Source organism: Flavobacterium tegetincola DSM 22377, assembly GCF_000425485.1.
Taxonomy (GTDB): Bacteria; Bacteroidota; Bacteroidia; order Flavobacteriales; family Flavobacteriaceae; genus Flavobacterium; species Flavobacterium tegetincola.
This window is the reverse complement of sequence record NZ_KE384384.1, coordinates 270,066-291,710: the sequence shown is the minus strand read 5'-3', so window position 1 is coordinate 291,710 and position 21,645 is coordinate 270,066. Positions and strand designations below refer to the sequence as shown.

Annotated in this window: 21 protein-coding genes; all 21 read left to right on the top strand. The window is 34.8% G+C overall.

The annotated features are described in order from the left end of the window. Nucleotides 1–134 precede the first annotated feature (134 nt). Nucleotides 135–1,172 (top strand): dTDP-glucose 4,6-dehydratase, encoded by a 1,038-nt coding sequence (gene rfbB / locus H602_RS0112815; protein WP_026978357.1) that lies wholly within the window; start codon nucleotides 135–137, stop codon nucleotides 1,170–1,172. A 131-nt stretch (nucleotides 1,173–1,303) separates the two neighbouring features. After that, nucleotides 1,304–1,729, top strand: coding sequence for an adenylyltransferase/cytidyltransferase family protein (locus tag H602_RS0112810; RefSeq protein WP_026978356.1), 426 nt, complete (start codon nucleotides 1,304–1,306; stop codon nucleotides 1,727–1,729). A gap of 147 nt (nucleotides 1,730–1,876) precedes the next feature. Next, a complete protein-coding gene (locus H602_RS0112805; RefSeq protein WP_026978355.1) occupies nucleotides 1,877–2,860 on the top strand; it encodes an SDR family oxidoreductase in 984 nt (327 codons plus the stop codon). A gap of 327 nt (nucleotides 2,861–3,187) precedes the next feature. Further along, on the top strand, nucleotides 3,188–3,658 hold the full coding sequence (locus H602_RS0112800) for a UpxY family transcription antiterminator (RefSeq protein ID WP_035759594.1): 471 nt from the start codon (nucleotides 3,188–3,190) through the stop codon (nucleotides 3,656–3,658). 331 nt (nucleotides 3,659–3,989) lie between these two features. Further along, entirely contained in the window at nucleotides 3,990–5,282 is a 1,293-nt protein-coding gene (locus H602_RS0112795; protein ID WP_026978353.1) for a nucleotide sugar dehydrogenase, read from the top strand. A 3-nt stretch (nucleotides 5,283–5,285) separates the two neighbouring features. Continuing rightward, nucleotides 5,286–6,299, top strand: a complete 1,014-nt coding sequence (locus H602_RS0112790; protein ID WP_026978352.1) for an NAD-dependent epimerase/dehydratase family protein — start codon at nucleotides 5,286–5,288, stop codon at nucleotides 6,297–6,299. A gap of 63 nt (nucleotides 6,300–6,362) precedes the next feature. Beyond that, nucleotides 6,363–7,229, top strand: a complete 867-nt coding sequence (rfbA, locus tag H602_RS0112785) for a glucose-1-phosphate thymidylyltransferase RfbA (protein ID WP_026978351.1) — start codon at nucleotides 6,363–6,365, stop codon at nucleotides 7,227–7,229. 5 nt (nucleotides 7,230–7,234) lie between these two features. Further along, nucleotides 7,235–8,674: a lipopolysaccharide biosynthesis protein gene (locus H602_RS0112780; RefSeq protein ID WP_026978350.1), complete on the top strand. Its 1,440-nt coding sequence runs from the start codon at nucleotides 7,235–7,237 to the stop codon at nucleotides 8,672–8,674. Beyond that, on the top strand, nucleotides 8,671–9,747 hold the full coding sequence (locus H602_RS0112775; protein ID WP_026978349.1) for a DegT/DnrJ/EryC1/StrS family aminotransferase: 1,077 nt from the start codon (nucleotides 8,671–8,673) through the stop codon (nucleotides 9,745–9,747). Before H602_RS0112780 ends, H602_RS0112775 begins: the two co-directional genes overlap by 4 nt. A 44-nt stretch (nucleotides 9,748–9,791) precedes the next feature. After that, on the top strand, nucleotides 9,792–10,433 hold the full coding sequence (locus H602_RS0112770) for a PglD-related sugar-binding protein (RefSeq protein ID WP_026978348.1): 642 nt from the start codon (nucleotides 9,792–9,794) through the stop codon (nucleotides 10,431–10,433). Between the two features lie 5 nt (nucleotides 10,434–10,438). Continuing rightward, a complete protein-coding gene (locus H602_RS18865; RefSeq protein ID WP_051224501.1) occupies nucleotides 10,439–11,341 on the top strand; it encodes a glycosyltransferase in 903 nt (300 codons plus the stop codon). 176 nt (nucleotides 11,342–11,517) lie between these two features. After that, nucleotides 11,518–12,279, top strand: a complete 762-nt coding sequence (locus tag H602_RS0112760; protein ID WP_026978347.1) for a dTDP-4-amino-4,6-dideoxyglucose formyltransferase — start codon at nucleotides 11,518–11,520, stop codon at nucleotides 12,277–12,279. Between the two features lie 104 nt (nucleotides 12,280–12,383). Next, a complete protein-coding gene (locus tag H602_RS18860; RefSeq protein WP_035759591.1) occupies nucleotides 12,384–13,298 on the top strand; it encodes a glycosyltransferase in 915 nt (304 codons plus the stop codon). Nucleotides 13,299–13,390: 92 nt separating this feature from the next. Further along, on the top strand, nucleotides 13,391–14,299 hold the full coding sequence (locus H602_RS0112750; protein ID WP_026978346.1) for a glycosyltransferase family 2 protein: 909 nt from the start codon (nucleotides 13,391–13,393) through the stop codon (nucleotides 14,297–14,299). Beyond that, nucleotides 14,296–15,399 carry a UDP-galactopyranose mutase gene (gene glf / locus H602_RS0112745; protein ID WP_026978345.1) on the top strand — a complete coding sequence of 368 codons (1,104 nt, stop codon included), beginning with the start codon at nucleotides 14,296–14,298 and terminating at the stop codon, nucleotides 15,397–15,399. The genes H602_RS0112750 and glf overlap by 4 nt, the downstream gene beginning before the upstream one ends. Nucleotides 15,400–15,409: 10 nt before the next feature. Further along, on the top strand, nucleotides 15,410–16,366 hold the full coding sequence (locus H602_RS18855; protein ID WP_051224497.1) for a glycosyltransferase: 957 nt from the start codon (nucleotides 15,410–15,412) through the stop codon (nucleotides 16,364–16,366). Then, nucleotides 16,363–17,346 carry a glycosyltransferase family 2 protein gene (locus H602_RS0112735; protein ID WP_026978344.1) on the top strand — a complete coding sequence of 328 codons (984 nt, stop codon included), beginning with the start codon at nucleotides 16,363–16,365 and terminating at the stop codon, nucleotides 17,344–17,346. The genes H602_RS18855 and H602_RS0112735 overlap by 4 nt, the downstream gene beginning before the upstream one ends. Before the next feature lie 464 nt (nucleotides 17,347–17,810). Beyond that, on the top strand, nucleotides 17,811–18,215 hold the full coding sequence (locus H602_RS0112725) for a class I SAM-dependent methyltransferase (RefSeq protein ID WP_084404254.1): 405 nt from the start codon (nucleotides 17,811–17,813) through the stop codon (nucleotides 18,213–18,215). Between the two features lie 79 nt (nucleotides 18,216–18,294). After that, entirely contained in the window at nucleotides 18,295–19,227 is a 933-nt protein-coding gene (locus H602_RS0112720) for an ATP-grasp fold amidoligase family protein (RefSeq protein ID WP_026978341.1), read from the top strand. Between the two features lie 33 nt (nucleotides 19,228–19,260). Continuing rightward, the gene (locus tag H602_RS0112715; protein WP_026978340.1) at nucleotides 19,261–20,358 is read left to right on the top strand and encodes an acyltransferase family protein; all 1,098 of its coding nucleotides are present in this window, start codon (nucleotides 19,261–19,263) and stop codon (nucleotides 20,356–20,358) included. A 78-nt stretch (nucleotides 20,359–20,436) separates the two neighbouring features. Then, nucleotides 20,437–21,600 (top strand): glycosyltransferase, encoded by a 1,164-nt coding sequence (locus tag H602_RS0112710; RefSeq protein ID WP_169516037.1) that lies wholly within the window; start codon nucleotides 20,437–20,439, stop codon nucleotides 21,598–21,600. The last annotated feature ends 45 nt before the right edge of the window (nucleotides 21,601–21,645 follow it).

Genomic DNA, 21,645 nt, shown 5'->3' with positions numbered 1-21,645 from the left:
GTTGTAAATTACGAGCAAAAACGTATAAAGAAAATAGTGATCAATTTTAAATTAATTTATTGTTAAGTAGGAAAAGTGGGAAACCTCTCTAAAATGGATCACCGCCGACCGAAAAAAGATTGAAAGTATAAAAGATGAGAAAGATATTAGTAACTGGAGGAGCGGGATTTATAGGATCGCATGTAGTGCGTAGGTTTGTTAAAAATTATCCATCATACCACATATATAATTTAGATTCCTTAACATACGCTGGTAATTTGGATAATATTCAAGATATAATTGACGCTCCTAATTATACGTTCATTGAAGCGGACATTGTTGATGATGTTGTTATCAATGCACTTTTTATAAAACACAAGTTTGACAGTGTGATTCATCTAGCGGCTGAATCGCATGTAGATCGATCCATTAAAGATCCTATTGCATTTGTAAAAACCAATGTAATTGGTACTTTAAATCTACTAAATTCCTTTAAGGCATTATGGCAAGGAAACTGGAATAATAAAATGTTCTATCACATAAGTACGGATGAGGTATATGGTACTTTAGGTGCTGAAGGATTGTTTACAGAGACTACGCCTTATGATCCAAATTCTCCCTATTCTGCTTCAAAGGCAAGTTCGGACCATTTTGTACGTGCCTTTGGAGAAACGTATGGCATGCCGTATATCGTTAGTAATTGTTCAAATAATTACGGTCCCAATCAATTTCCGGAGAAATTAATACCTCTTTTTATTCAAAACTGTATCGAAAATAAACCTTTGCCTGTTTATGGTGATGGTAAATATACTAGAGACTGGCTTTTTGTAGAAGATCATGCGAGAGCGATTGATTTAATATTTCACGAAGGGAAAACGAATGAGACGTTCAATATTGGAGGATTCAATGAGTGGCAAAACATTGATTTAATCCGGTTACTTTGTGATATAATGGATAAGAAGCTGGGTCGCATAGCAGGTGCGTCTGCAGAATTAATTACTTATGTTACAGATCGTCCTGGTCACGATTTAAGATATGCCATTGATGCAACTAAAATAGAAAAAGAACTTGGATGGACACCTTCGGTTACTTTTGAACAAGGATTAGATCTAACAATCGATTGGTATTTAAATAATGAAGAATGGTTAGAACGTATAAGTAGTGGAGCATATAGAGTTACTCGTAAAGAATAATATTAAAAGCGCTATACTTTTAGGCATATATAAAAGTTTAAATTGATGTAATTTAGTGGTGTACAATGTCATTTGCTACTGACACTTATTTAGAGCCAGTCACAAAATTTTATACTTAATACAATATTATAATGAAAATAGGAATCACATTTAGCGCTTTCGATCTGCTGCATGCAGGCCATATTAAAATGTTAGAAGAAGCAAAAAGACAATGCGACTTTTTAATTGTCGGCTTGCAAACGGATCCCACACTAGACCGTCCTGATAAAAATAGACCTACTCAAACAGTAGTAGAGCGTTACATACAACTAAAAGGTTGCCGATTTGTAGATGAAATTGTTCCTTATGCCACTGAGCAGGATCTAGAAGATATTTTAAGATCGTTTAAAATTGATGTACGTATCATTGGTGATGAGTACAGCGAAAAACAATTTACAGGCCGTGAGTACTGTGAATCAAAAGGGATCGAATTTTATTTTAATACACGCGATCACCGTTTTTCAAGCTCTAGTCTTCGTAAAGAAGTAGCAGATAAAGAAATGAAAAAGATAGGATAGAAGTTAGGAAATAGTAGAAAGAGAAAAGAAAATAGAGAAAAGAGTAGAGAAGGATAATATAAAAAGACCAAAAATCTCCCAACTTCAACCTCCCATCTCTCAATTTCCTACCTCCCATTTCCCATCCCAAAACACAACAAACAAAAAATGCAACAAATAGAAAACAAAATTATTTTAGTAACTGGCGGAGCAGGATTTATAGGTTCTAATTTATGCGAACATTTATTGCAGTACAACAATAAAGTCGTGTGCTTGGATAATTTTGCGACAGGTAAAACAAGCAACATCCAGCATTTATTAGCAAACCCAAATTTCACGCTAATAGTAGGAGACATTAGGAACCTCAGCGATTGCCACAAAGCAGCGCAAGGAGTCGATTACATCCTACACCAAGCAGCGCTAGGCTCTGTGCCACGTTCCATCGTGGACCCAATTACAAGTAATGAGGTTAATATTTCTGGTTTTTTAAACATGTTAGTGGCCGCGAGAGATGCCAAAGTAAAGAAAATGGTGTATGCGGCATCGTCTTCTACGTACGGTGATTCAGAGAACCTACCAAAAGTAGAAGAAATCATTGGAAAGCCTTTATCGCCTTATGCCATTACAAAATACGTAAACGAATTATACGCAGATATTTTTCAGCATACCTACGGATTGAACACCATTGGTCTACGCTATTTTAATGTCTTCGGACGCAAGCAAGACCCCGATGGAGCGTATGCAGCAGTAATTCCAAAGTTTGTAATGCAATTAATGAAGCACGAAAGTCCAGTAATTAATGGAGATGGAAATTACTCACGTGATTTTACATACATAGACAATGTAATTCAAATGAATGTCCGTGCGCTACTTGCAGAAAACGAAGAAGCGATGAATACAGTATACAATACTGCCTTCGGCGATCGTACAACTTTAAACGACCTAATGGCATCGTTAAAAATGTATTTAGCAGAATACGATCCAAAAATTGGAGCCATCGAAACCGTGTACGGGCCCAACAGAGTAGGAGACATTCCACATTCTTTAGCAAGCATCGAAAAGGCAAAAAGCCTATTGGGATATAATCCAGAGTTTTCAATGCAGCAAGGGTTAAAGGAAGCTGTAGCTTGGTATTGGGAAAATCTAAGATAGTGGTCAGTTTTATAGTGAGTAGTAATTAATGCTTGATTTAGTTCTAATCATAAAAATTAAAAAAGATAGGTGGTAATTTTTAAAAAGATAGAATCCATTAATCATAAGTTCAGATTTATCACCCTGCAAGGGCCGGGGCATTAAACAAGTTGCTAACGATTACGGTCGTATTTACTATTTTTTATTTTAAACTATAAACATTGAAATAATCAAAGGAAGACAATATTTTAACCTGACCCGAGGCGGACCCGAACTGAATGAAGCTAATCTTGAAACCTGAAACAAAAATAATAACATCGGAAGAAAATTCATAAATTCTAAATCAAAATGTTAAACTGGTACGCGCTTTATACCAAACCCAGAAAAGAACAAAAAGTAGCACAGCAATTGGAACAGTTGGGCTTTACGGTCTATTTACCGTTGAAGACCGAAGTGCGCCAATGGAGTGATAGAAAAAAAACTATAGTAACGCCATTGTTTACATCGTATGTTTTTATTCAAATTGAAGAAGCAAAAAGGACAGAGGTTTTTATAATTGATGGAGTTTTGAATTATGTATTTTGGCTTGGCAAGCCTGCAGTGATAAGGAATGGAGAGATGCAAATGATGCAAAATCAAATTGGTAAACCCAATACAGCACTAGTTGTAACGACCTTACAACCAGGAGAACAATTATATTTAAAGGAAGGAATATTTAAAGGGCAAGAAGCTACAGTGGAATATGTTTCAAACCAAAAAACGCACTTGTACCTGCTAAGTTTAGGTATTAAGCTAATAATAAGCAGCAGAGAGGTTTAGGGATTTTTCTTGTTCTGTTGGGTTTGTTTTAAAACTCTATACGTTAAAAACAAGTTAAAAAAAATACCGCTTTCTCTTGGCATTCGTCCTTCGTTTGGTTTATTTTTGCATTTGAAAGGCTATCATTATAGGATAGCAGCACCCCGTGGTCTGTTGTACAAGTAGAATTTTATAACGCAGACCTTTTGAGAGTTACAGATATATAATAACATATTGTGATCCCCTGATGGGACTCACGGCGCGAAGCCGTGGAGTACAATACAATGAAGCAAGGGAATACGGACATCAACTTAGCTTTTATACATAATAATTTACGACTAGAATAAAGAATATGGAAAAAATAGCAGTAATCGGTTTAGGATATGTTGGATTGCCTCTGGCACGACTTTTTGCAACGCAATTTAAAGTAGTAGGATTTGATATCAACCAAGCGCGTATCGCGGAATTGAATGCAGGTACAGATAAAACGTTAGAAGTAAGTGATGAAGTACTTTCAGCCGTCCTTGTTGACGACTTTGGTAACCATCAAAAAGGCTTACGCTGTTCTTCTGCTCTAAATGATATTGCAGACTGTAACTACTATATTATTACGGTGCCAACACCCGTAGATAAAAACAACCGTCCTGATCTTACTCCTCTATATAAGGCAAGTGAAACAGTGGGTAACGTACTTAAAAAAGGAGATATTGTAATTTATGAATCCACTGTATATCCGGGAGCTACGGAAGAAGAGTGTATTCCAGTATTAGAGCGCATATCAGGTCTGAAATTCAATCAAGATTTCTTTGCAGGATATTCACCAGAACGCATTAATCCAGGAGATAAAGAGCATACCGTTGAGAAAATTTTAAAAGTGACTTCAGGATCTACTCCAGAAATTGGTGTTAAGGTCAATGACTTATATAAATCAGTCATAACAGCGGGTACGCACTTAGCACCAACAATAAAAGTAGCGGAAGCTGCCAAAGTAATTGAAAATTCACAACGTGACATAAATATCGCTTTTGTAAACGAGTTGGCCAAGATCTTTAATCTTTTAGATATTGATACGCATGCAGTATTAGAAGCAGCAGGTACAAAGTGGAATTTTCTACCATTTAAACCAGGTTTGGTTGGTGGCCATTGTATTGGAGTCGATCCGTACTATTTGGCACAAAAGGCACAAGAAGCAGGATACCATCCCGAAATTATCTTAGCAGGAAGACGCTTAAATGATAGCATGGGTGAATATGTGGCAACACAAGTCATCAAAACCATGATACGAAAAGATATTAAGGTGAATGGAGCTGAAATTTTGATCTTAGGTATTACTTTTAAAGAAAATTGTCCCGACGTCAGGAATACCAAAATGGTAGACGTGATCAAAGCTTTAGAAGACTACAATGTAAAAATAACAATATACGACCCATGGGCCAATCCCGCTGAAGTAATGCATGAATACGGTCTTTCATGCCAAGCAGAACTTGGTGCATCATCACAACTCGTTAAAAAGTACGATGCTATTGTTTTGGGAGTTGCACACAAGGCATTTATAGATCTAGATTTGCAATCTTTAAAGAAAGAGCAAGCTATAATATACGATGTGAAAGGAATTTTAGGATCTAATGTTGACGGAAAATTATAGAGTATGACAACTATTTTAGTTACAGGAGCAGCAGGTTTTATAGGCTATCATTTATGTGAAAAATTAATCAAGGAAGGTTACAATGTAGTGGGCCTGGATAATATAAACGACTATTATGATGTAAATCTAAAAATGGCACGACTCAATGAATTGGGAATTCAGACTGTTTACGAGAGTAGTAGTGCAGTAAGTGAGAAGCACGGTGACCAGTTTCATTTTTATAAAATGAATTTAGAAGACCAAACGCAATTACCACTGCTGTTTAAAAAATATAGTTTTGACGCTGTATGCAATTTAGCTGCGCAAGCGGGTGTTCGTTACAGTATTGAAAATCCAATGGTTTATGTTGAAAGTAATATTGTTGGATTTATGAACTTACTTGAATGCATGCGTCACAACAAGGTAAAAAAATTAGTGTACGCCAGTAGTTCAAGTGTATATGGAAATAGTAATGAAGTGCCTTTTTCGGAACTCGATAATGTAGACGCGCCAGTTAGTTTATATGCTGCAAGCAAAAAATCAAATGAATTAATGGCCAACACCTACAGTCATCTGTACGGAATGGAAACCATAGGTTTACGCTTTTTTACAGTTTACGGACCTTGGGGTAGACCAGATATGGCAATGTTTCTATTTACAGATGCCATTATTAATAACCAACCCATTAAAATATTCAATGAAGGGTTGCTGTCCAGAGATTTTACGTTTATTGACGACATTATCGAAGGGGTAACAGCTACTTTATTAAAAGAAAGTAAAACTAAAAGTAACTATGAGATTTTTAATATCGGAAACGGTCAACCCGTCAAGTTATTAGATTTTATTGAAGCAATTGAGTCACAGTTAAATACAACTGCTCAGAAGCAAATGCTTCCAATGCAAGCAGGAGATGTGTATCAAACATGGGCAAATGTAGAAAAGCTAGAGGCACATTATCAATACAAGCCCAATACGTCGATCGAAAAAGGAGTAGCAGCTTTTATCGAATGGTACAGGAAATACTACAAACTAGATTAAGTAAGAAGAAAATAGAAAATAATTTTCTAAAGAGTTTATAATTAATTTTCAACAAAGTAAGAAATGAAGGGAATAATTTTGGCAGGCGGTTCAGGGACCCGGTTACATCCGCTCACTTTAGCGGTTTCGAAACAGTTGTTACCGATATATGATAAGCCGATGATTTATTATCCGTTATCTGTTCTACTTTTAGCGGGAATTCGAGAGATATTAATTATTTCTACCCCTCACGACTTACCGAATTTTAAAAAATTATTAGGAGACGGATCCCAGTTTGGAATTGAGTTGAGTTATGCAGAGCAACCTAGTCCAGACGGTTTAGCGCAAGCATTTATAATTGGTAAGGAATTCATTGGCTCAGATGACGTTTGCTTGGTTCTTGGAGATAATATTTTCTATGGGGCTGGATTGCAGAAATTATTAAAAGATGCAGTTCAGAAAGTAAAAGACGAGCAAAAGGCAATTGTATTTGGCTACTACGTGGACGATCCAGAACGCTACGGTGTGGCTGAATTTGACGCTGATGGAAAAGTGTTGAGTATCATTGAAAAGCCAACTGAACCCAAATCCAGTTACGCAGTAGTTGGTTTGTATTTTTATCCAAATTCAGTGATTGATGTGGCAGAACAAGTACAGCCATCACACCGTGGAGAATTAGAAATTACATCGGTGAATCAACACTATCTAGCTCAAGAAGACTTAAACTTACAAGTAATGTCCAGAGGATTTGCGTGGTTGGATACAGGAACACACGAAGCACTGACGGAGGCCACCGAATTTGTAAAAGCAGTGGAAAAAAGAACAGGTTTAAAGATAGCTTGCCTAGAAGAAATAGCGGTTCTAATGGGGTATATTTCTAAGGAAAAATTATTAGATGACGTTAAAGGTCTAAAAGGCGACTATTATAACTATTTAAATAAAAGGTTTTAAACTTTATGTCATTAAAAAAAACTGCAATTTCTGGAATGATCTGGACGTTTGCGCAACAGTTTAGTACACAATTAATTGCATTTGGCGTTTCTATTGTGTTAGCACGGCTGCTTTTACCAGCTGAGTTTGGACTTATCGCAATGATTGCTATTTTTATGGGGGTCGGTAATGCTTTGATAAATAGTGGATTAACCCAATCGCTGATTCGGACGCCGGATGCTTCTGAAATTGACTTTTCAACGGTTTTTTATTTCAATTTAGCAGGCAGTATACTAGTGTACCTAATGGTATACGCTGGTGCTCCTTATATAGCAGATTTCTATAATCAGCCAACATTAATGGCTATCATAAGGGTGTATTCCATTATTTTTATCATCAATGCGTTTGGTGCTGTGCAAACAACACGCTTAACCAAAATGCTAGATTTTAAAACCCAAATGAAGATATCAGTGCCTTCGTTAATCATTTCTAGTATTGTAGGTATTACTATGGCGTACAATGGTTACGGAGTTTGGAGTTTAGTTGCCAGCGCAATTGTCAAAGCTTCAGCAGGTACAATTCAATTGTGGTTTTGGGCAAAATGGACGCCGATTTGGGCTTTCAGTGTGGAGAAATTCAAACAGCATTTTAATTACGGTTTTAAAATGATGCTTTCATCTATTTTAGACATTCTATTTTCTAATGGATACTATATTATAATAGGTAAGTTTTTTGCACCCGCACAAGTAGGATACTTTGGTCGTGCAAATACGCTACAGCAGCTTCCTGTATCAAACATATCAGCGATGTTAGATAAAGTAACCTTTCCATTGTTTGCAACGATTCAAAATGATGATGTTAAATTGAAAAGCGTCTACAAACGAATTATGCAAATGGTGATCTTTTTAATTGCACCTACACTTATCTTCATGGCTTTCTTAGCTGAACCTCTTTTTCGATTTCTGTTTACGGAAAAATGGTTACCTGCCGTTCCTTATTTCCAAATTATATGCATCAATGGAATCTTGTTTCCAATCCACAATTATAATTTAACAATCTTAAAGGTAAAAGGACTCAGTCACCTCTTCTTAAAATTAGAAGTGGTAAAGAAAATTGTAATTGTTGCAGTCATTGGCGCGTCATTCCCTTTTGGAATCTATGGATTGTTATACGGAAGTGTATTGGCGTCAATAATTTGTTTTTTCATCAATACCCATTACAGTGGAAAATTGATTGACTATTCTGCATGGCAACAAACTAAAGATTTGTTACCAATTATGTTCTGGGCTTTAGTAGCAGGAGCTGCAGTGTACATACTAGATTATGGATTAGCTTCCTTACATTTTTACGACTTTTTCCGACTCCTGATTGGCAGTATATTCGGGATCGTCCTATTTGGTGCTTTTGCCTATTTTTTTAAATTAGAATCTTATAAAGAATTAAAAACCATTATTCTTAGAAAATGATAAACGTTACCAAAACCTTTTTTCCGCCGATAGCAGAATACACAGCACAAGTACAGCGAGCGTACGATAATGAATGGCTAACCAATAGGGGAGAGTTAGTCCGTGAATTAGAGGACAAGCTTACAAAATACTTGCAGTTAGAGGAAAGTAAAATTTTGATTACCAATAATGGAACAATTCCCATCCAAATTGCTCTAAAATTATTAGGTAATGGTGGTGAAGTTATCACGACACCTTTTAGTTATGTGGCAACCACTGCTGCAGTTGTTTGGGAAAATTGTACGCCTGTATTTGTAGACATTCATCCAGAATTTTTAACCATCGACGAAACAAAAATTGAAGCAGCTATAACAAGTAAAACGACGTGCATATTAGCTACACATGTTTTTGGAAATCCGTGTAATATTGAAGAAATTGAGCGCATTGCAAAAAAGCACAATCTAAAAGTAATCTACGATGCCGCACACAGTTTCGCAGTCCAGTATAAAGGAAAAAGCGTCTTTGAATACGGTGATGTAAGTACTTGTAGTTTTCACGCTACTAAATTATTTCATACAGGAGAGGGTGGTGCCGTTTTTTGCAAAGATCCAGAATTGTGGCACCAAATTTATTACAGTCATAATTTTGGACATAACGGGCCAACAGATTTCTTTGGATTAGGTATTAATGGAAAAATATCAGAACTGCAAGCGGCAATGGGGCTCGCTGTGTTTCCTTATATGAATGAAATTTTAGCTGGACGTGAAAAGATTGTTGACTATTACAACAATCACCTCGATTTTGAAAAAGTAACTAAAATGAGATTAAGGGAAGGAACGGATTGGAATTACAGCTATTATCCTGTAATTTTTAATAGTGAAGAAGCATTGTTAAAAGTTCAGAAAAAATTGAATGATTTAGAAATTTTTCCCCGCCGTTATTTCTATCCCTCTTTAAATACAGTAAATTTCGTGGATTACAACGAAATGAAAATTTCCGAAAGTGTTTCCAGTAGAATTTTATGTTTGCCATTATATTTTGGTTTAGAAGAGGGAAATATTGAATTGATTGTTAATACAATAATAAAAATATAGAATTTAGACATTTAATAAATCATTATTACTATCTAACTACAAAAATGGAAGAACAAGAAATTTATATTTTAGGAGTAGGACATAATACGATTGTATATATCGATCTAGCAGAATCTTGTGGATATAAGATCGCTGGGCTGTACCACTACAACGAAGAGCGTACAGGCGAATATGTTCATGGTATACCTATTATAGATTCGAACACCAATCTTTTTCAAAGAGAATCCTTAGGTGGAATGAATTTTATAGTCAGTGTTGGAGAGAATGCAATTAGAACAAATTTATCTAATAAAATCCGAGAAATGGGAGGTAATATACCAACAGTAATCCACCCTTCAGCAATCGTTTCCAAATATTCAAAGATTTCTGAAGGAGTAGTAATTCACGCAAATTCCGTAGTACAGGCTGATGCTTCAATAGGAAAGGACACAGTATTGTCCTATAATACTTCATTATCTCATACGAGTTCAGTTGGAGAATCATGCTATATTGCATTTAATGCAACAATTGGAGCCTATATTAAAGTGCATGATTTTGTGTTAATGGGTCAATCTGCATCTCTTGTTTCAGGTAAATTAGAATATGTTGGAAAAAATGCAGTTATAGGAGCTGGAGCTGTTGTAATAAATAATGTGGAAGCAGATACAATAGTTATTGGTAATCCTGCAAAGACATTAGATAAGTAAAATAAATGGTAGAAAAAACCCCTATTTTAAGTATTTGCTGTATAACTTTTAATCAAGAAAAGTATGTTGAAGATACAATTCGAGGATTTTTATTTCAGAAGACTGATTTTCCTTTTGAAATAATTATACATGATGATGCGTCTACGGATAATACGATAAAAATTATTCAAAGTTATGCTGAAAAATTCCCAAATTTAATTAAAACAATTATACAAAAAGAAAATCAACATTCACAAGGAGTAAGAGTATTACCAAATTTTGTTTATCCTTTAGCAAGAGGTAAATACATAGCTCTTTGCGAAGGCGATGACTATTGGACGGATCCGCTAAAATTACAAAAGCAATTAGATTATCTAGAAAAAAATGCGGAGCATACTATGTGCTTTCATTCAGTAACTATTGATAACAAAATGTTAAACAGTATTTATCCAGAGAAAGTCGCAGAGGGAAGAGATTATTCTATTGATGAATTACTTCTAACGAAAACGGCACATACAGCGTCATTTGTATTTAGGAAGCAATTTTTAAATATTGAGCAATTTTTGAACAAAGATATTTTTGCAGGTGATGTGTTTCTCGCTTTAATGATGGCGGATAGTGGAAAAGTTTATGGAATGGCGGACGATATGGCTGTGTATAGAATTCATGAAATGGGAATCTCCAATTTCGATGCTAAAAGGTTAGGAATAATACATCAGGAACGTTTTGTAAAACAATTTATTCTAATTAAAAATACATTTAAGACGTTATCAGATAAAGCTATTAACTTAAAGATTGTAGACCATTGCCTAACAATTGTCAAGTACTATACCAAAAAGAAAAGCCCAATCGCAATATATTATTTAGGTCTAGCCATCTACTACCGTCCTGATTTGATATTAAAGGGTTTCAAAAAATTAGTAAAATGACTATTACTAAAATATTATACTGTCAGCAAGAGTGAATAATCTTATCTTTAGAAATCAGCAACTTGGTTAGGGTTTATTTATAAAAGTAGAATATTATAGTTTAAGTAAATCAAGAGGCAGATTTCCATTCCACCTATAAAGGGTTTTAAAACGATATAAAGTAATTATAGTTAAAGATGTATAAAAATATAATAGTTATTTCTGACAATCAATTTATGATGCAGAGTTTTGCTGAAATTATTTCTAAAAAGCAAATTGATTCCATAAACGTTAGCTATGCTATTAGTCCATACTCTAATTATTTAGATTTTAATATTTTAACAGAAAATAGAAGTGAGATTATTAATGTTTTAGATTTAAAAAATCAGGATACTGTAAAGCAAGTTATAAAAGAGTATGATTTGATCTTTTCCATCCATTGCAAACAATTATTTCCAAAAGAATTGGTGGACAATGTCAAGTGCATAAATGTACATCCAGGTTACAATCCATTGAATAGAGGTTGGTATCCACAAGTGTTCGCGATTATTAACGACACTAATATTGGAGCAACAATACATGAAATTGATGAATTTATGGATCATGGTGCTATCATTGCAAGGGCGTTTGTAGAAAAAAAATACTCGGATACGTCACTAAGCTTATATAATAGAATTATTGAAAAGGAAATAGAACTTATAGACGAGCATTTACTTTCAATCATTACTAATACTTACAAGACAAGTGCTCCAGAAAGTGAAGGGAACTTATATTTGAAAAAAGATTTTAATAAGTTAACTGAAATTCAATTGGATGAAAGATTATCTGCTTTGGAATTTATTAATAAATTAAGGGCTTTGACACACGGAACCTATAAGAATGCCTATTTTGTAAATCCAGAGAATGGAAAGAAAGTATTTCTTTCTATCAATGTTGAAGAAGAAAACGAAGACTTATAGTTAAAAAATTAGAGAGTAATAGGGCAATTAAATTTTCATGGGAGTAATCAACTTTGAAGATTGAATAAAAGCTGAAGTTTTAAAGAAATCAGTAAACGAGAGTAATGACAATAGCACCAGAGAAAATTGTAGTAAGTGTAGCGATGGTTACCTATAATCATGAGCACTACATTAGAGAAGCTATTGAAAGTGTTTTAAGCCAAGAATACGAAGGAAAGATAGAATTGATTATTGCAAATGACCAATCAACAGACAATACTGAAAAAATAATACTCGAAATCATCCATAATCATAAAAATGGAAGTTGGATAAAGTATACCAATCATCCGAGTAATCTAGGTATGAAGACCAATTTTAATTGGGCTCTAAATCAGGGTACTGGAAAGTATACTGCCATCTGTGAAGGAGATGATTATTGGACGGATCCACTGAAATTGCAAAAGCAAGTACAATTCTTAGAAAACAATCCAGAATATGTTTTCAGTTTTCATAGTGCAGACTTAAACAGTACGGTAGAGAATAAATTTGCGTATAACTTTTTAAGTGAAGATAAAGACTATTCTTCCAATGAACTGTTCATGAAGTGGATAGCCCCAACAGCCTCTTTTGTTTTTTTATCAAGCTGTATGGAATATGCAAATAAAAACTTGTATGCATTAAAAGTGCTAAACCCAGATTTAATACTGGCGCTCTCTTGTTTAGAGTTAGGAAAAGCTAGAGGTATTTCTGAAGCAATGTCGGTATACAGGATCCATCAGCAAGGAATATCGCAAGTGCGTTTTAAACAAAATAGAATCAATCATCTTAAAAACTACATCAATCACTACAAGTATATTGGCGCTAATTTTCCGAAGGTATCAAAGAAGAATATTAATATTAAAATCGTAGATACCTATTCATCCATTGCACAGTGCTACTTTAAGAAAAAAAATATTCTATTTTTATTGTATTCCGTCAAGTGTTTCCGCTACCGACCTGAGTTGGTATTGAGAGGATTTAAAAAAATTTTTAAAGCATAAGATGTAAGGTAGTGCTACAGGTAATTAAGAAAGCACTATTTGCAGGAACTAGTAATGAGAAAAAACTATAGCATCTCGTTTTAAATAGAAGTATGATCAATAAAAAGGAGTCGGTTGTAGTAAGTGTAGTAATGATTACTTACAATCAGCAGCAATACATTAAACAGGCAGTTGAAGGTGTCTTAATGCAGCAAATCAAGGATTTTCAAGTAGAATTGATTATCGCAGACGATCACTCTACCGATGAAACGGAGCAGATCGTTAAAGACTGTATTGTAAATCATCCAAATGGCAGTTGGATACAGTATACCAAACATAAAGTAAATAAAGGCGTAATAGGGAATTCAATTTGGGCATTAACACAAGCCAAAGGGAAATACATGGCAATTTGTGAAGGTGATGATTATTGGACAGACCCATTAAAATTGCAAAAGCAAGCAACCTTTATGGAGCTGCATCCTGAAAATGCGCTATGCTTTCACTCCGTACAGTTGGTCAATGAAATGACAAAATCTACACAACCTGAAGTCGCAGCGCAAGACCGGAATTATGATATTGATGAACTGCTACTTTCAAAAATACTGCATACCACTTCATTTCTGTTTAGAAGAGAATACTTGATGTCTAAAAAATTACTGAGCAAGGCAGTTTTTGGATTGGATGGATTTCTAGTGTTACTGATGGCAGAAAAAGGTAAGATGTATGGCATAAGCGATAATATGGCGGTATATAGAATACATCAAGCAGGGATTTCCAACTCGGAAGCACGAACAAAAGGAATCTTACATCAAAAAAGGTTTATAAGGCAGTACGTTTTTTTTAAAAAATCGTTCCAAAGCTTACCTAAAAAAGCCATCAATGCCAAAATAGTAGATTACTGCATGATTGTGGCAAAATATTATTTTAAAAAATGGAATCCGCAAGCGATATTCTATTTAATTTTGGCCATTTATTACCGACCTGATTTAATTTTTAAAGGATTTAAAAAAATAGTAAAATGAAAGAATACGATTATCTAATTGTTGGAGCAGGACTTTTTGGTTCTGTGTTTGCACATGAGGCAAAAAAGAAAGGAAAAAAATGTTTAATCATTGACAAAAGAAATCATATTGCAGGTAATGTGTACACCGAGACCATTGAAGGAATAAATGTACATAAGTACGGAGCACATATTTTTCATACCAGCAATAAAGAAATTTGGGATTACGTAAATTCCTTTGTGGAATTCAATAGATTTACCAATTCTCCCATTGCAAACTATAAAGGAAAATTATATAATTTGCCTTTTAACATGAATACCTTTCACCAACTATGGGGTGTGATAACACCAGAGGAAGCCATGGCAAAAATCGAAGAGCAACGAAGCGAGTACGCCCACATTACAGAGCCTAAAAATTTAGAGGAGCAAGCCTTAGTTCTAGGAGGTAAAGATATTTATGAGAAACTGATCAAAGGGTACACAGAAAAACAATGGGGAAGACCTGCTACAGAAATTCCTTCTTTCATCATTAGAAGACTTCCGTTTCGCTTTACATACGACAACAATTATTTTAAAGATATTTACCAGGGAATTCCAATTGGCGGCTACACTAAATTAGTGGAAAAGTTAGTAGAAGGTGTTGAGATTCGATTGAACATCAATTATTTTGAAAATAAAGAAGAGTTGGATGCACTTGCAGAAAAAGTGGTCTATACCGGTAAAATTGACGAATTCTTTAATTTTGAATTTGGTGAACTGGATTACAGAAGTCTGCATTTTGAAAATGAAATCATAGACACACCAAATTACCAAGGTAATGCGGTAATAAATTATACAGATAAAGATGTGCCGTATACGCGAATCATTGAACACAAACATTTTGAGTTTGGAACGCAAGAAAAAACATACGTTACTAAAGAATATCCGCATGAATTTTCAAAAGACAATGAGTCGTATTACCCAATAAACGACGATAAAAATCAAGAGATTTTTGAAAAATACCAAGCGAAATCAGCACAGTATAATAATGTCATATTTGGAGGACGTCTAGCAGAATACAAATATTACGACATGCACCAAGTAATTGAAAAAGCCCTTGAAACGGTAGCAAAAGAACTATAAAATAATATACATGTTAAATACAGCAGCAATCGTTGTAACCTTCAACCGTGACATCCAGCTCATTGATTGTTTAAAAGCAATTAAAAATCAAACGGTCGTGCCCACGACTTTGTTTATAATTGACAACCATTCAACAGAAGCTACTTACAATCAGCTGATCAAATTTGGTTTCATCAAGGAAGTTCCAAAAAAGGAAGCAAATGAAAATCAAGTTTTTAAAAGTCAAGTTTTTGCAACAGCAAACAGTACCAAAACCATTGACGTGGTTTATGTACGAAAGTTTGAAAATGATGGTGGTGCAGGTGGCTTTTATGAAGGGATGAAGCAAGCGTACGATGCCGGTGCCGAATGGTTATGGATGATGGATGATGACGGTGTTCCAGAGGAAAATCAATTGGAAGAATTATTAAAAGGTGCTGAAAATGGGAATCTGTTATATTCTAATGCATTAGTCAGCGCGATTGATGATGGTTCAAAATTAGCATTTTCGCTCGGACAGTTTGAGTCAATTGCTGAAGCTAGAAAACAAGCCATTATTCCAAATTTAATGAATCCATTTAATGGAACGCTAATTTCCAGAAAAGTAATAGATAAGATAGGATTTATAAAAAGAGAAATGTTCATTTGGGGTGATGAAAATGAGTATACCAATAGGGTTAAAAAAAATGGTTTTGAAACAGGTACCATAACCTCGGCAATTCACAAGCACCCATTCATGAGAGGTACGTTTGAACAAGCAGTGCCTTTTTTTCCACAGACCAATATTATAATTAAACCGGCTAAATTTGCTCACATTTATTACAGAAACTTAGGCTTTAATCAGGCAAACTATAATTCAGCAAAAGCAACCAAAGTGCTGTATACATTGTACCATGTTTACTTTATTACGAGATTTAAATTTAAAGAATTAACTAAATTTAGAACCTACTTCAGAGACGGGACGCAAAATAACTTTTCTAGAAAATGATACTTACTGTAACGATAGCTACTTTTAACGTTCAAGATTTTATAAAAGAAAGTTTAGAGAGCATCCTCAATCAGACTTTCAATGAATTTGAAGTCATTTGTATTGACGATGGTTCAACAGATAAAACGGTACAAATTCTAAAGGAATACGCATTAAAAGACAGCAGAATAAAAGTGATTGCGAAAGATCAAAATCAAGGTTTGGCTGTGGCTCGAAATGAATCATTAGCTTTGGCCAATGGTACGTACGTTGTATTTTTTGATGGTGATGACATTTACGACCTCACCCTTTTTGAAAAAGCAATTAAATGCATTGAAAAAGAGCAGGATGATATCGTTATCTGGGACTATCTCTCCTTTTGGGACAAGAGTGAAATTAGTAAAAAACAGCAAGAACCGTCCCTACTTGCTGCAATTGAACACAATAATAAGCTGGCATTGCTCCAACGTCCCGCTTTCACTTGGGTTAAAATGATTCGAACAAGTAAAGCAAAGGAACTTGGAATTCACTTTCCCGTTGGCTTTACAAGGCAAGACATACCCGTACATTGGCATTTAATTACACAAGTGGATAAAATAGCATTGCTGCCAGAAAAATTAGCATTTTACCGCCAACAACCTGACGCTACAACCGCTAAAAAAGATAAAAAATTATTTCACTTGGCTTTTGTAATGGATGTGGTGCAAGCGTATTTACACCAAGCACAATTATATGCTATCTATAAAAATGAATTTTTAAGACAGCAACTCAATCTCTTGCATGGAATGTACGATAATATTAAGGATGAATTTAAAGAGGAAGCCTTAGTATTAATCAAAGAAAGAATTACAGATGAACATTACAATTACCTGGAAGAAAGTAGTGATGTCAGAAAAACAGCAAAACTCTTTTATCGAAGCCTTAAGGGTGATGTTTTTTCCAAACTAAAATTAGGTGTTTGGAAAACTACACGTTACATTTACAGAACGTTAATAAAATAGGCATATTTAATAAGCTATATTCAGCTTCCAAAAACGTATCACGAATCGACGCCATTTTAAAATTACAGTGTAAATGTTGCAATTAATTTATTTAAATTGCAATTTGATGAATTTTATATAAAAGAATTATAAACAATTAAATGATATAAGTTATGGTAAATAGAATTGTAAGATCCATCCGATGGAGGGTTCGAATTTTGAATATGAAGTTGTCTGCAAAAAGCTCAGAAACTCCATGTTCAATTTGTGGGGGAAACAAATTTGTAAAAGGTCCCAATCAACGACTCAGTTTTCAAACTGGAAAACTGCCTTGGTGTTTGTCGTGTTGGTCATTGGAACGCCATAGAGGCTTAAGGGTATTTTGGGAGGGCTTTGATAAATCGTATTTAAAAGAACAATCAGTGCTTCAATTTTCCCATGATCCGGCGGTAATTCCATAGTGGTTCAAGAACTTTTCGGTTACTATCTACAGCGATCACACAAGTCTCGATGTGCAAAATATTAATAAGCCAGATGGTACGTACGATATTGTGTTGTGCAATCAAGTGATTGAGCATGTACCTAATGATGAAGCTGCTATTAAAGAATTGCTTCGGATTACCAAAAAAGACGGTTTTGTGGAACTCGGTGTACCTTATCCTTCCGAGAGAGATACAACAGTGGATTGGGGAACACCAAATGCAAAAGACCACGATCATTATAGAAATTATGGACGAGTAGATTTAGGCCTTCAACTAGATCGATTAGTTGGGGTTGGAAAGTGGAAAGAAATTACAGTTACCGATCCAGTAACAGGTACTTACGATTACGTTTTTCTGCTGTGTCATTCCAAAGAAGCATTGAACAACATCCTTTCCAAAAGAGCATAGGGTAAATAATCGTGAAATTTTAATAAAGAACATCAACTTTATAATTAAATTGAGCGACTTGTAGAAAATAATTAAAAAAATGAGTTTAAAATCAAAATTAGTCCATCTTAAAAATTCAAATCCCTTTGCCTATTATTTGTGGAATGTCCAGCAAAAGAAAAAAGGGGATAAAGCATTACGCGAATTGTCGGACCAAGAAGCGGTAATTTCCTTGTATAAAACATATTCGGGTCGAGTTCCGAATTTAGATAACCCAAAAACGTTTAGTGAAAAACAGCAATGGATGAAATTGAATTACCACAATCCGTTAATGACCACTTGTGCGGATAAATATGAGGTACGTCAATATGTAACTCAGAAAGGATACGCGCATCTGCTCAACGGTGTTTTAGGCGTATACGATAAAATTGAACAACTTGATGTAGCCCAGTTGCCAGCTCAATTTGTTCTCAAGGCAACACACGGAAGCGGATGGAATTTGGTCTGTACGGATAAATCTAAAATAAATTGGTGGATCTGGAAGAAGATCATGAACGTTTGGTTGCACAATAATATATTTTGGCCCGGTAGAGAATGGCCTTATAAAAACATGAAACCAAGATTAATAGCCGAACCGTTTCTGAAAGACAACAGCGGCCAATTGATGGATTTTAAATTGTTTTGTTTCAGCGGTAAAGTACACTTTATCCAAGCCAATAAGGGAAGAGGAACAGACAATCATGCTCAAAATTTTTATGATTTGGATTGGAACATTTTGCCCTTTGGCAAAAATTTAAAGCCGCGTCCCGATATTGACATTCCCGCACCAGTCAATTTAAAAGAAATGGCGCGTATTGCAGTAGATTTAGTGGGCGATTTACCTTTTGTTCGTGTAGATTTTTATGAAGTGGACGATAAAATTATTTTTGGAGAAATGACGTTCTATCCAAAAAGCGGTTTGCCCGACTTTACACCACCGGAGTACGATCAAATTTTGGGAGATTTATTGATTTTGCCAAAAGCTACTGTATAGTTTAAATCTGTACCTAAATAAGATAACAATAGTATGAATAAAACGCAAGTGCTGCATTTAACAGGGTTAAATGGAATTAGAGCAATTGCGGCAATCGCGGTCTTAGTATCTCACATCAGCCTTCAATTGCCTGATTTCGGTTTAAATCCAATTTTTATAGGCAGTAATAATGAAGCTGCTGGATTGGCTTTAGCATCGTTTGGAGTTACTGTGTTCTTTGCACTGAGTGGATTTCTAATAACGTATCTACTGCTTCTGGAAAAGGAAAAGCAACCCATACAAGTAAAGCATTTTTACATACGCAGAATCTTGCGGATATGGCCCTTGTATTATTTGTTTATGGCAATTTGCATTGTGATCTACCATATTTACGATATCGATTTTAGCTCTTTAGGGTTTCCATTCTATATTTTCTTTTCGGTTAATTTTGCAATGTTAGCAGGTGCCACTTTGCCATTAATGGTTCATTTTTGGTCAATAGGAGTTGAAGAGCAATTTTATATTTTTTGGCCTTGGATTGCCAAATTGGAAAATAAGAAGTTGCTTAAGTTTTGTATTAAATATGTATTGATTTTTTATACTATCAAAGTGCTTTTTTACTTTCTTCAAAGTAGATTTCATTTCCTGAATATAGGTCTACTGATTCTAAGCGTGACTAGATTTCATATTATGGTGATGGGTGGTATAGGAGCAATTCTTTATTATGAGCGGAGCAAAATTGTTACCTTTCTTAAAACAAAACTAGCACAAATTGTAGCTTGGTTCATTTTGCTTTTAGCAACCGTAAATGTATTTCATATCTCTTCGATTCTAATAGATCATGAAATTATTGCTATGGTAACCATTACAATTATTTTGGGTCAAATTTCAAGAACGAACATGATGATAGATTTAGATAAAAAGTGGTTCAACTTTCTTGGGAAAATCTCTTACGGTATCTATGTTATACATCCTTTATTGATTTTTCTGGCACTCCAATACATTGGTAAGTTTCAAGAATCATCGTTTATAAATTATCTAATCGTGTATGCATTGATTATTGTAGCAACTATTGTTTTATCCTATGAATTCTACGAAAAGAAATTTCTGGTGTATAAAGATCGATTTGCAAAAATTAAAAGTAGGGCATAGGAACAGTGCAAAATTAGCGGTGCTTTTTTATAATTTAAAATGCAGATCCAAGTAATAAAATCAAAGTTTTTAAGTCAGATGATAAAAGTACTACAAGTTACGGGCGCCATGAATAGAGGTGGAGCAGAAGTCATGATTATGGATGTTTTTAGAAACGTTTCTAAAGAGATCCATTTTGATTTTTTAATTAATTACAATCCGAAATCAGGTATTGTTACAGGTGACTTTGACCAAGAAATTAAAAATAAAGGCGGGCAATTGTATCACATCCCTACACAATGGAGCAATGGACCTTTTAAATTTTTTAAAGAGTTTAAAAAAATTGTGGACACGGCCAAACCGGATATTGTGCACATCCACATGAACAGCAAATCGGGTATTATAGCGTGGGCTGCTAAAAAAGCAGGTGTAAAACATGTCATTACGCACGTGCATGCTGATATTAAATTTAGAGGAAATCCCTTGTATAAATTGGTATCTAATGCAGAAATGCTATTTCAGAAAATGGCAATTAATAAATTTTCAGATCAATATTGGGGTTGTTCAATAGAAGCCAACAACAGTCTTTACTATGCGGCCAAATTAAATAAAAAAAATTCTGCAGTAATTAATAATGCAGTAGATGTTAAAGCCTATCAGGAAGTGAACTTGGAAGCGGTCAAGCTGCTGCGAGAATCGTACCACTTAGGAGAACATACATTTGTTATTGGAAATGTAGGTCGGATTGTGAGTCATAAAAACGTTGTATTTATAATAGATGTGGTGCATCAATTGGTACAGCAAGGTGTCGATTGTAAATTTGTATTTGCAGGTAGGGAAGACCAACCCACTTATTTTAAAGAAATAGAAGAGCGTATTGCACTGCACCAACTTCAAGATAAAGTAATTTATTTGGGTTTAAGGAGCGATATTCCTGTAGTGATGAGTACTTTTGATGTATTTGTCGGACCCGCATTAAAGGAAGGCTTTGGATTAGTAGCCGTTGAAGCGCAAGCAGCCGGTGTACCATGCATTTTGTATACAGGCTTTCCCCAAAGCGTCAATATGGATTTAAACCTGGTGGCCTTTTTAAATAATTTTTCCGTTGAAGCTTGGGTGGAAACCATTTTAAAGATGAAGTCGCATAAAATGGAAAACAAAGAAGCAATTAAAAATAAAATTGTTACATTAGGTTTTGATAGTGACACCAATACCAAGCAGATCGAAGAACGGTACAAAACTTTAATGCATACCAATCGCTAAATAATAGTCAAAATCAACAGTGTTCAACTACCAGTTTGAGCTTGT